This window comes from Halorubrum halophilum (genome assembly GCF_000739595.1).
GTDB lineage: Archaea > Halobacteriota > Halobacteria > Halobacteriales > Haloferacaceae > Halorubrum > Halorubrum halophilum.
In genome coordinates, this window is the sequence record NZ_BBJP01000022.1 from 71,647 (window position 1) to 84,763 (window position 13,117).

The window sequence follows — 13,117 nt, forward strand, 5'->3', positions numbered from 1 at the left end:
TCGCCGCCGTCGATGCCGTCCCGCGCGACTTTTTAAATACGTTCCCGCCGAAGGCGGTACCCAATGCGCGTTCGCGATCTCCCGCTCTCGGAGCGGTTCGTCGATCACTTCGCCGACCGGGGGATCCGAGAGCTGTATCCGCCGCAGGCGGCCGCGGTCGACGCCGGCGTCTGCGAGGGCGAGAACGTCGTCGCCGCGGTGCCGACCGCCTCGGGGAAGACGTTTATCGCCGAACTGGCCCTTCTGACCGCGGACGGACCCGGACTGTACGTCTGTCCGCTCCGGGCGCTCGCCCGCGAGAAGTACGAGGCGTTCGCGGCGCTGCCCGGCGTTGAGGCCGCCATCTCGACTGGCGACTTCGACGCGTCGGGTGAGGCGCTCGCGGGCACCGATGTGGTGGTCGCCACGAGCGAGAAGGTCGACTCCGCGATCCGCAACGGCGCGTCGTGGGTCGACGATCTCGCCTGCGTCGCCGTCGACGAGGTCCACCTCCTCGGCGCGGAGCGCCGCGGCCCGACCCTCGAAGTGACCCTCGCGACGCTCCGCCGCCGGAACCCCGAGCTACAGGTCGTCGCGCTGTCGGCAACCGTCGACAACCCGGAGGCGATCGCGGAGTGGCTGGACGCGGCCCTCGTGGAGTCCGAGTGGCGCCCCGTCGACCTCCGAACCGGGGTCGCCGTCGGCGGAGACGTGACGTTCGACGACGGGACGGCGATATCGGTCGAGGTTGGGGACGGCACTGCGGCCGGAAACGGCGACGGTGCCGGAAGCGACGACTCACCCGACGACACCGAGGTCACCGCCGCCCTCGTCGCCGGCGCGGTCGATCGGGGCGGTCAGTGCCTCGCGTTCGTCCGCTCGCGGACCGAGGCGGTCGCGCTGGCCGAACGCCTCGTAGACGACGGGCTCGCCGAACGGCTGGGGGTCGAGTCGGCCGCCGCGGCCGCGGGCGACGAGGCCGCCGACGTGGACGGCAGCGCGACCGGTCGACAGCTATCCGATTGCCTGCGGTCCGGCGTCGCGTTCCACCACGCCGGCCTCCGGGCCGGCCACCGGGCGGTCGTCGAGGAGGCGTTCCGCGACCGCGAGCTCGCCTGCATCTGCGCCACACCGACGCTGGCCGCCGGCGTCAACGTCCCCGCGCGGCGGGTCGTGGTTCGCGACCAGAAGCGATACACAGGGTCGGGGATGGAGTGGCTCCCCACGCTCGAGGTCCACCAGATGTGCGGGCGCGCCGGGCGTCCGGGGATGGACCCGTACGGCGAGGCCGTGCTCGTCGGCGACGCGGACACCGAGGCCGAACTCGTGGCGCGGTACGTCGAGGGGGAGCCGGAGGCTGTCGAGTCGAAGCTCGCCGACCCGGCGTCGCTGCGGACGCACGTCCTCTCGGCGGTCGCGACCGGGTTCGCGGAGACGGAGGCCGAGATCCTCGGCGTGTTCGAGGGGACGTTTTACGCGCGCGAGGCGGGAGCCGGCGGACTGGCCGACGCCGTCGCTGTCGCGGTCGACGACCTCGCGGCGGCCGGGCTGGTCCGCCGGGAGACAGGCGGAGGCGGCGTCGAGGCGTACCGACTGGTCGCCACCCCGGTCGGAGAGACGGCCTCGAAGCAGTACGTCAGACCGGAGACCGCAGAGCGGATCGTCTCCGGGCTCCGGACCGCGGCGGGGATGTCGAACGCGACGACGCTCACCGTTTTCGAGGTTATCTGCGACACGCCAGACATGCAGGACACCTACCTCGGCAACGCGGAGCGCGCCGATATCTACCGGTTCGCGCGGGCGAACGCGGGCGCGCTAACGACCGCGATGGACGAGACGGACGACTTCGAGGAGTGGCTGGAGTCGGTGAAGACGGCGCGGATCCTCGACGAGTGGATCGGCGGCGCGACCGCCGAGGAGCTGGTGGAGTCGTACCGGATCGGGCCGGGCGACCTCGACTCCCGCGTCGAGCGGGCAGAGTGGCTGTTGAGCGCGGCCGAAGCGCTCGCCGAGACGATCGGGGTGCGCGTGCCGGCGATCACGAGGGCGCGCTCGCGGCTGTGACTGGAGCGGGGCGAAAGCGGGCGAGAGCAGGGAGAGCGAGAAGAGTGAAGAGCGAGAAGAGTGAGAAGAGGGAGAGAGGACGCCGGTCAGTCCGCGGGCTCGACCGCTCGGTGGAAGGGGGTCCGCGCGATCGTCTGCCGGAGCTCCGCGAGGGAGCCGCGGCCGGCGTCGTTGGCGACGGACATCACCGCGAACACCTCTTGCCGAGAGATTTTCACGCCGGTCTCGGTGAGTGCGTCCTCGGGGCGGGAGCTGAGCTCGCGGAGGGTGCCGACCGCGAGCAGGTACGGGACGGTCCACGCCTCCATCGTGTTCCCGTTCGAGAGCGGCATCGTCTCTAGGTACGCCTGCGCGTCGTCGAGGAACGATCGGGCGTACTCGGCGGTTCGGTCGACGACGCGGGCGGACGACTCGCGGTTCTCCGGGTGGACGACGCGCTCCTGATCGACCCCCTCGTCGGCGAGCCACTCGGCGGGGAGGTAGACGTTGTTCTCCTCGGTGTAGTCGTCGTACACGTCCTTCGAGACATTCACGAGCTGTAAGAGGAGCCCGAACTCCTCGGCGGTGTCCCGGAGGCGGCGCGCGCGGTCCTCCGTGATGTCGCCGCGGGTGAGCAGGTTCGTGATGAGGTTGCCGACCGTGCCGGCGGCGTAGTAGCAGTACTGCTCCAACTCGTCGCGGTCGTCGATGCGGAGCCCGCCCTCCGTGGCGTGGCGGTCGACGAACATCGCCATGCCGTCGACCATCTCCACCACGGGCGGGACGATCGCCTCGCGGGCCTCGGGCTCGAACTCGGCGAAGGTCGCCACGATCGTCGGCGCCTCGGCGACGACTTCCCAGTCGTCGTTGCGCTCTTCGGGCGCGGGGAGCCACTCGTCGACCGCGTCGCGGAATGCCGCGATGTCGGTGTCCTTATCGGGGTCGATTGCGCGCCGGTACGTCCGCAACACGTCGCTCTGGGCTTTCGGGGGGATGTGTCCGGCGTCCTCGACGGTGTCGGCGACCCGACAGAGGAGGTACCCCACGCAGATGTGTGAGGCCATCGGCTCCTCCAACACGTCGACCGTTAGCGCGAAGGTCCGGGAGACACCCTGAACCGCCTCGTGACACCATTCGAGGTCGGGCTCGACGGGACCGTGTGCTCGTCCGCTCATTCGGTTACAGGCTCTTACGGCACAACGCATAAAAAGCCTCGTGGAACGACGGGGACGCTCACAGAACCGATCGAGGCTCCGCGGTGTCCGCTTTTCGCTCGCGTCGCGTTCCGCCCAACACCGAATCCGTGTACAACCGTGTAGAAACGGCTAAGTTCCCGTGCGGCCACCGGCGATCATGGACTTCTCCCTCTCCGGAGAGCAGCGTCAGATCCGGGACACGGTCGCGGAGTTCGTCGACGAGGAGGTCGTTCCGCGCGCCGCCGAGATCGACGAGACCGACGAGTTCCCGGCCGACCTGATCGACGAGATGGCCGATCTCGGGCTGATGGGGATGCCCTTCCCGGTCGAGTACGAGGGCGCCGGGCTTGACTACCACAGCTACGCGATCGGACTCGAAGAGATCTCTCGCGGCTCCGGTGGACTCGGAACCGTCGTCGCCGCCCACACCTCGCTCGCGGGCAACATGATCTACGAGTTCGGCGACGAGCGACAGAAGGAGGAGTACCTCACCGCGCTCAACACCGCCGACGACATCGGCGCCTTCGCGCTCTCGGAGGCCGAGGCCGGCTCGGACGTGCCCGCCATGTCGACCACCGCGGAGCGCGACGGGGACGGCTACCTCGTCAACGGCGGGAAGCTCTGGATCTCGAACGGCTCCGTCGCGGACACGGTCACCCTCTTCGCGAAGACCGACCCCGACGCGGGCCGGAAGGGCATCTCCTCGTTCGTCGTCCGGCCCGAGGAGGACGACGGGTTCGTCGTGGAGGGGACGGAAGACAAGCTCGGCGACAAGGGGTGTCCGACCGCCGAACTCCGGTTCGACGACATGTGGGTCCCCGAGGATCGCCTCCTCGGTGAGGAGGGAGAGGGGTTCGTTCACGCGCTGAAGACGCTCAACGGCGGCCGGATCACTATCGCGGCCCGGTCGGTCGGGATCGCACGCGCCGCGCTCGACGAGGCGAAGTCGTACGCGCAACAGCGCGAGCAGTTCGACCGCCCCATTTCCGATTTCCAGGCGATCCAGCACAAGCTCGCCGACATGGACACGAAGGCGCGCGCCGCGGAACTGCTGATGCACGAGGCGGCCGACCTGAAGATCCGCGACGAAGAGTACATCAAAGAGGCCGCGCAGGCGAAGCTGTACGCCTCCGAGATCTCCCGCGAGGTCGCCAACGAGGGGATCCAGATCCACGGCGGCTACGGCTACACGAAGGACTTCCCCGCGGAGCGCTTCTACCGCGACGCGAAGCTGTCAGAGATCTACGAGGGGACGAGCGAAGTGCTGCGGAACACGATCGCTCAACAGCTCCTCGACGAGTAGGGCGGTACGGCGACGTAGGCGACGCGCTATCTCTCGCTGTCGTTCGTATCGTCGCTGGGGTTGTCAGCGCCGCCCTCGTCGTCATTTTCGTCTCTCTCGTTACCGCCCATGTCCGAGGGGTTACGGTCCACCGCGTACTCGCCGGTGTCGATCCGTTCTGCCGGCTCGGAGTAGTCGCGATCGCTTCCCGAGAAATCGGGGCGGATAACGCCGTCGTCCGGGACCTCCGTCCGGCCGTCGTCGCTCTCGCCGCGGTCGTCGGGAGAGTTCCCGTCGTCGACACCGGAGGTCGACGCGTCGCCGTCATTGGTCGAGTCGCCGTCTTTACCGGACACATCTGCGCCGCCCTCGAACCACTCGAACCGGTCCCGTCGCTCGCGGTGCTCCACGACGGCGACCCGGAGTCGCTCCCGGAGAGTCTCGCGAAGGTCGACCGCCTCCTCGGTCGCGAAGTCGACGGCCGCGGCGTCGTTTCCGGCGATAGAGCTGCTGCCGGCGGTGTCGGCGACGATCGTCGCCACGTCCCAGCGGCGCTGGAAGACGGTCCGCGTGTCGATGACGTTCTGGATCCGGTAGTACGGAACGACGGTCACCGTCCGGCTCCAGAACCCGTTTCGGGTGAGGAGGTGGTCCTCGCCGAGCCAGTAACCGCGGTGTTTCCACTTCAGGTGCGCGGCCGGCGGCACCGCGAGTAGGAGCGCGGCCGGGGCGTACCACGGGGCGCCGGCGCCGAGGTACCAGTCGATCCCGAACGCGACCGCGACGAGCAGGCCGACGATGATGGTGTAGCGGAACGCGTACCGCCACCGGATCCGCTTGGGCGGCCGGTTGAATCGCGGGTCACCGAACGACTCGACCTCGCGCGCCAGCCGGTACACCCGGTCGGTCGTCGCGATCGGGACGGCCGCCTGACTCTCCTGTTCGCTGCCCTGTCCGGGGGCGTAGCCCGCGGTCTCGATCGAGAGGCTCGCGTAGCCGAGCGCGCGCTTCGCCGGATTGTCGGCGATCCGGAGCGACTGCACCTTCTCCGTGGGGATCGAACCGCTGTACCGGCGGAACAGCCCGCGCTCGTACCGGAGTTCGTCGCCGGCGCGGGAGAGCCGGAACCCGTAGTAGTTCGAGAAGGCCACCCCCGCGCCGAGGATCCACGACACGAGGAACAGCCCGCCGACGCCGACGATCGCGGTCGCGGTGAGCGCGACCGCCGACGCGTCCGGGATGAAACCGGAGAGCACCGGAACCGACCCGGAGCTTAAGAAGATCAACAGCCCGATGAGCCGACCGTCGAACGACAGCGCTCCCACCAAGGCGAGCTCGCCCGGCGAGATCGCGAACAGTTCCTCCTCGTCCGGGCCGACCGCGTCCGCCCCGGAACCCGTCCCGACATCCACCTCGCTTCCGGCTCTGTCCGCGCCTTCACCGTGCGCCTCCGTGCGAGATCCGGTCGACTTGCGGCGTTGAACCTCTCGTTGGAGTCGCGTCGCCTCGCCGGGCGTGACGAAGCGGATCGACCCCTCGGTGCTGGAGCCGCCGGCGGTCTCCAAGTCCACCGCGGCGACCCCGATCGCGCGCTGGATCACGCTCCGACTCACGTCGACGTTCTGGATCCGGCGATAGGGAATCTCCCGCTCGCGCCGCGAGATCACGCCGGAGGAGATGTCGAGGGTGTCGTCGGTCAGCTCGTAGTCGAACCGCCGGTAGTACGCCACCTCGTACCCGATCGCGGCGAGGACGACCGCGCCGGCGACGCCGATCGCGACCGCGAACCCCCAGCCGGGGTTGTTGTTCACGACGAAAAAGAGGATCACGACGATCCCGGACACCTTCTGGAGCGCGCGGTACGGGACCGACTGGGGCGCGAGCTTCACACCGCGTCCTCCCCGTCCGCGCGGATGGCCAGTCGTTTCAGCTCCTCGCGGAGGTCGCTCGCGCCGTCGGCGGTGAGGCCGGGAATGCGAACGTCCGCGCCGCGAGAGCCGGCCGTGTACACCACGCAGGAGGCGAGCCCGACCCCGCGCTCGACGGGACCGCGCCGGGAGTCGACGTGCTGGATCCGCACCAGTGGTACCGTCGTTCGGACCTCCGTGACCACGCCGCGGTCGAGGTACAGCGCGTCCTCTCGGATCTCGTAGCTCCAGCGCCGGTACCGGAGGAGCGCGTGCCCCACGCCGAGCGTGAGGAAGATCGCGCCGGCGGCGATCGGCGCCCACTCCGGAAGCCGATCGAAGTAGACCGCGCCGGCGAACGGCGCCGTCAACACCGCGGCGATGAGAACCGCACGGAGGACCCACACGACCTGAACCCGGGGATGAAGCGTCTGCGTCGTCATCGACGCACCCCCGGCGCGCGTCCGAGTGTCATGCGCCGTCGTTGTCGGCCCCGACGTATAAGTCCGGGCGGAAACGCCGGGGTCGGCCGCCGTCGATCCGTCGTCGACGATGCGCCGACATCTCGCCGCCGGTTCGCCGGTTCAGCATGGGTGATATTCTCTGTCACTGGCGATAATTGCCGAAACCGATATCACTCGGGCCCGAGTCGAGCCCACCATGGCCGACGATCCGTTCGAGAATATGCTCGCACAGATGGACCGCGCTGAGGAGTACGCCGACGTGGATCACGGCATCTTCGAGCGGCTCAAACACCCGGAGCGAACGCTCAAGGTGACGCTCCCGGTCGAGCTGGACTCCGGCGAGGTCGAGGTGTTCGAGGGGTACCGCTGTCAGTTCGACAGCGCCCGCGGTCCGTTTAAGGGGGGCGTTCGGTTCCACCCGTCTGTCACCCAGCGTGAGGTCGAGGCGCTCGCCGGGTGGATGACGTGGAAGACCGCGCTGGTCGACCTCCCGTACGGCGGCGCGAAGGGCGGCGTCATCTGCGAGCCGAAGGACCTGACCAAGGACGACTTGGAGAGCCTCACCCGGCGGTACACCGAGGGGATCCGCCGGATGATCGGCCCCGAGACCGACGTGCCCGCGCCGGACATGAACACGAACCCGCAGACGATGGCGTGGATGATGGACACCTACTCGATGTACGAGGGCCACTCCGTCCCGCAGGTCGTCACCGGGAAGCCGCTGGAGATCGGCGGGACGCCGGGGCGCGTCGCCGCGACCGGCCGCGGCGTCTCCATCGTCACCGAGCGCCTGTTCGAGTACCTCGACCGCGATCTGTCGGACGCCAGCGTCGCGATTCAGGGGTTCGGCAACGTCGGGTCGCACGCGGCCCGGCTCCTCGACGAGGCGGGCGCGCGGATCGTCGCCGCCTCCGATGTGACCGGCGCCGCCTACGACCTCGACGGGCTCGACGTGGCGGCGCTGGCCGCCCACGTCGACGCCGGCGGCCTGATGGAGGAGTACGTGGCCGGGGAGCCCCGGGCCACGCTCGAGGACCGGCGCACCAGCGGGAGGAACCAGTGGGACGACCCCGAACAGATCACGAACGAGGAGCTGTTGACGCTCGACGTCGACGTGTTGATCCCGGCCGCGGTCGAGGGCGTGATCACCGCTGAGAACGTTCACGACTTGCGGACCTCCGCGATTGTCGAGGCGGCCAACGGGCCGACGACGGTCGCCGCCGACGAGGTGCTCACGGAACGGGACATTCAGGTCGTCCCCGACATCCTCGCGAACGCCGGCGGGGTCATCGTCTCGTACCTCGAGTGGGTCCAGAACGCCCAAGAGTTCTCGTGGCCGCTGGAGACGGTCAACGCCGAGCTGGAGCGCCGCATCGGCACGGCGTTCGACCAGACGATCGACCAGTACGACCAGAAGGAGCTGCCGGACCTCCGGACCGCGGCGTACACGCTCGCGCTCGAACGCACCGCGAGCGCCCACGAGTACCGCGGGCTGTTCCCGTAGACGGCGATCGATAGCGGGCGTACGCGTATCGAGTTGGCTGAGTGGTTGTTTATAGGTGAATGAGTGGTGTTGCTGCCGGCTATTTATAAGCCTCTGACCGCATGATAAAGACCTCCAAAGCCCCAGCCGCTCGCTCATACGTGATCGACGACTCCGCGGAGAATGCCTCCAAAGCCCCAGCCGCGACGACTCGGAGGCCTTGCTGCGCGCCTCGCTCGCGTTGCTCGCTGCGGTGCTTACTGCGGCCGCCTTCGTCCTCGCGGCTGCCCCTTTGAGTCCCGCCCGACCACACAGCACCTCACGCCTCCCCAACCTCGCCGCGGCCGCCGATGGCGGCCGCGGGCTCCCTCGCACCGTCGTCGCCGGCGGCTTCGCCGCCGGCTGCCAGAGGGACCTTCGGTCCCTCGCGGTTCGCGGCCCTACGGGCCGCTCACCGGGGCGCGCCACCGCATTGTTCCTTATAAGCGATCGTCGGTGCTGTTCAATTGCGACTTCACGAGACCGATCGGATCCGGTCCGCGCCCACCTCGATCGGCTCCGCGTAGTGAACGATCGGCTCACCGTCGGGTCGGTCGAAGCCGTTTGCCTCGAACAGCGTGTTCGCCCGAATGTCGACGGTCGCCTCCCGGAGCGTCCACGGCTTATGGTCGATCTCGCCGCGGTACAACCGGTTCCCCTGGGCGTAGAACCGGTAGTTCTCGACGAGGAAGGCGTCGAGCGACCCCGGCTCGGCGACAAACGCCTCGCCCGTCGGCTCGTAGGTCGCGTCGAACCGCACGTGGGGAACGCCGGGATGAGTCCGGCGGCTGGTGAACCGGACGGGGCCGCCCGCGGTCTCCGAGCGGTCGGCGCTCCTCGGGCGAGAGACGTTCATCTCCGCGCGGTAGTACGGCAGCGCGAACAGCCGTCGCGCGAGCGCGACGCCGATCGGGTCGTCGGCGTCGAGGTTGTAGAAGTAGACGCCCGGTCCGTCGGCCCCCTCGACGTAGGTTCGGAGGTTGAGTTCCGGGAACGAGAGCCCGAGGGGCGCGCCGCGCGGGCGGATGTCGTCCATCACGAAGGCGACGACGCTCAGGTAGGCGTCGCCCTCGTGAGTGCCGACCGAGAGTCGGTCCGGGAGCGTCTCGGAAACGACGGCGGGATCGACCGGCCAGTGACAGAACAACGCGTCGCGCCACGTCATCTCCAACAAGCGCCGCTTGAGCATACGAACGGGAGGGGCGCCGGCGGGTTAACCCGCACGCCGAGGCGGGGACAGACAGAGCGAGACGAACGGTTAGGCGTCGTCGCCGTCGTCCTCGCCGCCCGCGTCCGCGGCGTCCTTCCACTCGCCGACGCCGGACGGGTCGAGGTGGACGTGCACGTCGCCCACGTCCTCGAGGTTCCGGAGCCCTGTGACCAGCTCCGTCTCGATGTCGTGGGCCTCCCGGAGCGTCAGCTCGCCGTCGACTTCGACGTGGACCTCGACCTCGAGGTCGGTGCCGTCGTAGAACACCCTCAGGTCATGAACGCCCTCGACGGCGGGATTCTCTCGGAGCGCGACGGTGACGCGCTCGCGATCGGCGGCGGGCGGCGCCGCGCCCACGAGGTACGTGACGTTCTCGCGGCCGATCTCGATCCCCTGATAGACGACGAGGACGCTGACCAGCGCCCCCGCGATCGGGTCGAGGATCGGGAACCCGAGGAAGACGCCGAGGACACCCACCAGCGCGGCGATCGTCGTGTAGATATCGTTGAGGCAGTCGGCCGCCAGCGCGGTTAGTGCGGTCGACCCCAACGTCGCGTTCACGCGATCGGTGTACCAGTAGAGGAGGTACATGTCGGCCATCGCGAACAGCAGCGCGGCGACGAGGACGGGACTTGCGGCGACCTCGACCGGGCCGACGAGCCCTAGCGCCGACTCCCGGAGGAGCAGCAACCCGAGCAACACGATCGTCGCGCCCACGAAGAGCGCAGTGAGGGGCTCGATCCGCTGGTGGCCGTGCGGGTGCGTCTCGTCGGCGTCGTCGTACCGCGACCCGCCCCAAACCAACACGACCGCGCTGGCGATGAGGTCGGCGACGGAGTGGGCCGCGTCCGCGAGCAGCGCGATACTGCCGAACGCCACTCCTGCCGCCCCCTCGACGGCGATCTTCAGCGCGTTGCCGGCGACGTTCACCCCGGCGGCCCGCTGGAACCGCGCCTTCTCGTCGCTTCCCCAGGGGCCCCACATACGTGTCGGTGGTTCCCGCCCGAACTTAAGAACCTCGTCGTCCGGGGCCACCGCAAGCCGGACCCGCGCCGTCCCGAGGGGTATCAGAACTGATTGCCGGCGGTCGACTGTTAAATACTTCGGCGACGAACGTTCCGTATGGAGTGCAGTGAGCGCGGCCAGAGCGAGGTGATCGGGGTCGTGCTCCTGTTGGGGATCACGATCGCCGCCGTGACGGTGACGGTGGCGACCGGGAGCGCGGCGCTCGGGCTGGTCACCGACGAGGCCCGGTCGGCGAGCGTGGAGAACGGGATGTCGCAGCTCAGCTCGCAGTCGAGCCTCGTCGCGCTCGGCGAGACGGACGCGCGTCGGTTCGACCTCGGCTCCGTCGACGGCGGACAGCTCCGCCTCGACAAGGAGGCGGGGCGCGTCGAGGTGCGTATCGAGCAGGGAGATAGCGATACGCCCATTTATAACGGATCCCTCGGGACCTTGGAGTACGTCGGCGAGGACCGAACCGTCGCGCTCCAAGGCGGCGGCGTCTGGGCGAGCCAGAACGGCCACGGCCGGATGATCTCGCCGCCGGAGTATCACTACCGCAAGAGCACGCTCACGTTTCCCGTCGTCGGGTTGACCGGCAACGAGTCGACCCCGTCGAGCGGGACCGGCGTGGTCCGACAGACGCCGGATGACCCCGACGCCGTCGACGCTCCCGAGAACCCGCTGCAAAACGGGACGGTCGTCGTCGAAGTACAAAGCGAGTACTACGAGGGGTGGTACGACTTCTTCAGTCAGCGCTCCGACGGCGACGTGACGAAGGACGACGCGAACCGGACGACGACGGCACGGCTGGTGGTGCCGGACGAGGTGAGCTTCGACAAGGCGCTGGCCGTCAGCGACCCGGACGGCTACTCCCACTCCGGAAAACCGGACAACGAACTGAACGAGGGCGACTACGTCGAGGGGATGAGCTTCCCGTCTCCGAGATCGCTGATCGCCAATCAGATTGCCGCGGCCGCCGCCGACAACGATAACACCACGGAGTCCTGCGTGACCGCGAGCGGGTTCGACGGGTGCGGGACGGTCGAATCCGGGGTGTATTACTTCGGCGGCGACGCCGAGGTCACGGGCGATCTCAGGTTCGACACCAGCGACGGCGACATCGTCGTCGCAGTCGACGGCGACTTCGACATCGGGGACAACGACGTGACCGTCGAAGACGGCACCAACAACGTCACCTACTACGTCAACGGCTCGCTCGATCTGCAGGGGAGCCCGACCGTCAGCGTCGATAACACCAGCCGAAACCAGTTCTACGTCAACGAGGGATTCCTCGACGGGAGCGCGGGCGACGGGGGCCCCACGATTGAAGCGATCGTCTACGCCCCGAACGCGGACGTGGTAACCAAGGGGAACCCGACGCTGAGGGGGGCGTTCGTTATGAAGTCGCTCTCGACCGGTGGGAACGCGAAGGTCGAATACGACGATTCCCTCGGGGAGCAAAAGATTCGGGTCACCGGGGGAGCGGGAGAAAATCCCATCACCTACCTCCACGTGAGCGAGAACGAGGTCGAGATCGAGTTCGACCGGTAACTCCGTTTGAGGGCAGCGGTCGGCTTTGACCGCCGGGATCGGATTCGATCGTTCGCCCGCGATATCGAGCCGGAAGCGACGACCGATCCGAACGATCGACGGTCAACAGCCCCGTCGTAACGACTAAGAACGAAACGCTCCTCGGTTACGGTAATGAAATACGAGCTTTTCGACCGAGGTGGTCCCCGTGGGCGTCGAGATTAAGGAAACGGAGGTGAGCGACGAGGACTTCGAGGAGATGAAGGGGTTTGTGAGAGATTACCTCGCAGCCAGCGTCGAGAGCGAGGAGGACGGCGGTCGGATGCGCTGGTACCCGTGGCACTCCGCGGACTACCGGTTCAACCACATCCTCAACGTCGTCGATCTGGCGGTCGACATCGCCGAGAGCGAGGGGGCCGACATCGACGTGGTTCGCGTGGCCGCGGTGTTCCACGACGTGGCGAAGCTGGAGGCGGAGCAGGACGTTCACGCCGAGGCCGGCGCGCGGGTCGCCCGCGAGTACCTGCAGAGCCGCGGCAACTACCCGGAGTCGTTCATCGAGGAGGTGTGCGGCGCGGTCGTCGACCACTCGTACACCGGCGATCTGACCGACGTGTCCTTAGAGAGCCGATGTCTGATGGAGGCCGACTTACTCGATAAGGTCGGCGCCAACGGCGCGGTGTTGATGATCCTCCGGATGGGGTACGAGTCGCGCACGCACATGGACTCCGCGAAGATGGTCGATCGGGTGCTCCAGCGCGCCCGCGACCACACGGATCGCGTCGTCTCCGACACCGCCGAGAGCATCGCGCACCGGCGCATCAAGCGCGTGAAGTGGCTCCGCGAGTGGCTCGAAGAGGAGGTTGCGCGGATGGACGCCGAGGGCGTCACCGACCGCTGACGGCGCGGATCCGAGGTTCCCGCCCGGCTGACTGAACGGCCCCGGAGAACGCCGCCCCAGTCGGCGAGGCGAGCGCCG

Annotated in this window: 10 protein-coding genes; 5 read left to right on the top strand and 5 right to left on the bottom strand. The window is 68.6% G+C overall.

What is annotated here, in order from left to right; translation table 11 throughout:
- Nucleotides 1-63 precede the first annotated feature (63 nt).
- Complete coding sequence (locus tag ACP96_RS07560; RefSeq protein ID WP_050032872.1) at nt 64-2,043, top strand: DEAD/DEAH box helicase; 1,980 nt, start codon at nt 64-66, stop codon at nt 2,041-2,043.
- A gap of 86 nt (nt 2,044-2,129) precedes the next feature.
- Here ACP96_RS07560 and ACP96_RS07565 read toward each other — a convergent pair whose 3' ends face one another.
- Entirely contained in the window at nt 2,130-3,197 is a 1,068-nt protein-coding gene (locus ACP96_RS07565; RefSeq protein ID WP_050024047.1) for a phytoene/squalene synthase family protein, read from the bottom strand.
- Between the two features lie 178 nt (nt 3,198-3,375).
- Here ACP96_RS07565 and ACP96_RS07570 point away from each other — a divergent pair, with 178 nt between their 5' ends.
- Nucleotides 3,376-4,521 carry an acyl-CoA dehydrogenase family protein gene (locus ACP96_RS07570; protein WP_050032873.1) on the top strand — a complete coding sequence of 382 codons (1,146 nt, stop codon included), beginning with the start codon at nt 3,376-3,378 and terminating at the stop codon, nt 4,519-4,521.
- 26 nt (nt 4,522-4,547) lie between these two features.
- Here ACP96_RS07570 and ACP96_RS07575 read toward each other — a convergent pair whose 3' ends face one another.
- Together ACP96_RS07575 and ACP96_RS07580 are read right to left on the bottom strand one after the other, a co-directional pair.
- Nucleotides 4,548-6,389: a PH domain-containing protein gene (locus ACP96_RS07575; RefSeq protein WP_050032874.1), complete on the bottom strand. Its 1,842-nt coding sequence runs from the start codon at nt 6,387-6,389 to the stop codon at nt 4,548-4,550.
- Nucleotides 6,386-6,850, bottom strand: a complete 465-nt coding sequence (locus ACP96_RS07580) for a PH domain-containing protein (RefSeq protein ID WP_050024043.1) — start codon at nt 6,848-6,850, stop codon at nt 6,386-6,388. The genes ACP96_RS07575 and ACP96_RS07580 overlap by 4 nt, the downstream gene beginning before the upstream one ends.
- A gap of 217 nt (nt 6,851-7,067) precedes the next feature.
- Between ACP96_RS07580 and ACP96_RS07585 the strand changes: the two genes are divergently transcribed.
- On the top strand, nt 7,068-8,375 hold the full coding sequence (locus ACP96_RS07585; protein WP_050024041.1) for a Glu/Leu/Phe/Val family dehydrogenase: 1,308 nt from the start codon (nt 7,068-7,070) through the stop codon (nt 8,373-8,375).
- 493 nt (nt 8,376-8,868) lie between these two features.
- Here ACP96_RS07585 and ACP96_RS07590 read toward each other — a convergent pair whose 3' ends face one another.
- Together ACP96_RS07590 and ACP96_RS07595 are read right to left on the bottom strand one after the other, a co-directional pair.
- Nucleotides 8,869-9,582 (bottom strand): YqjF family protein, encoded by a 714-nt coding sequence (locus ACP96_RS07590; protein WP_050024036.1) that lies wholly within the window; start codon nt 9,580-9,582, stop codon nt 8,869-8,871.
- Nucleotides 9,583-9,651: 69 nt separating this feature from the next.
- Nucleotides 9,652-10,587, bottom strand: a complete 936-nt coding sequence (locus tag ACP96_RS07595; RefSeq protein WP_050032875.1) for a cation diffusion facilitator family transporter — start codon at nt 10,585-10,587, stop codon at nt 9,652-9,654.
- A gap of 138 nt (nt 10,588-10,725) precedes the next feature.
- Between ACP96_RS07595 and ACP96_RS07600 the strand changes: the two genes are divergently transcribed.
- The gene (locus ACP96_RS07600; RefSeq protein ID WP_050032876.1) at nt 10,726-12,159 is read left to right on the top strand and encodes a DUF7289 family protein; all 1,434 of its coding nucleotides are present in this window, start codon (nt 10,726-10,728) and stop codon (nt 12,157-12,159) included.
- 178 nt (nt 12,160-12,337) lie between these two features.
- A complete protein-coding gene (locus ACP96_RS07605) occupies nt 12,338-13,039 on the top strand; it encodes an HD domain-containing protein (protein ID WP_050024031.1) in 702 nt (233 codons plus the stop codon).
- The last annotated feature ends 78 nt before the right edge of the window (nt 13,040-13,117 follow it).

Coding starts and splice junctions, on each gene's coding strand:
- ACP96_RS07560 (WP_050032872.1), top strand. CDS start 64: ATGCGCGTTCGCGATCTCCCGCTCTCGGAGCGGTTCGTCGATCACTTC.
- ACP96_RS07565 (WP_050024047.1), bottom strand. CDS start 3,197: ATGAGCGGACGAGCACACGGTCCCGTCGAGCCCGACCTCGAATGGTGT.
- ACP96_RS07570 (WP_050032873.1), top strand. CDS start 3,376: ATGGACTTCTCCCTCTCCGGAGAGCAGCGTCAGATCCGGGACACGGTC.
- ACP96_RS07580 (WP_050024043.1), bottom strand. CDS start 6,850: ATGACGACGCAGACGCTTCATCCCCGGGTTCAGGTCGTGTGGGTCCTC.
- ACP96_RS07585 (WP_050024041.1), top strand. CDS start 7,068: ATGGCCGACGATCCGTTCGAGAATATGCTCGCACAGATGGACCGCGCT.
- ACP96_RS07590 (WP_050024036.1), bottom strand. CDS start 9,582: ATGCTCAAGCGGCGCTTGTTGGAGATGACGTGGCGCGACGCGTTGTTC.
- ACP96_RS07595 (WP_050032875.1), bottom strand. CDS start 10,587: ATGTGGGGCCCCTGGGGAAGCGACGAGAAGGCGCGGTTCCAGCGGGCC.
- ACP96_RS07600 (WP_050032876.1), top strand. CDS start 10,726: ATGGAGTGCAGTGAGCGCGGCCAGAGCGAGGTGATCGGGGTCGTGCTC.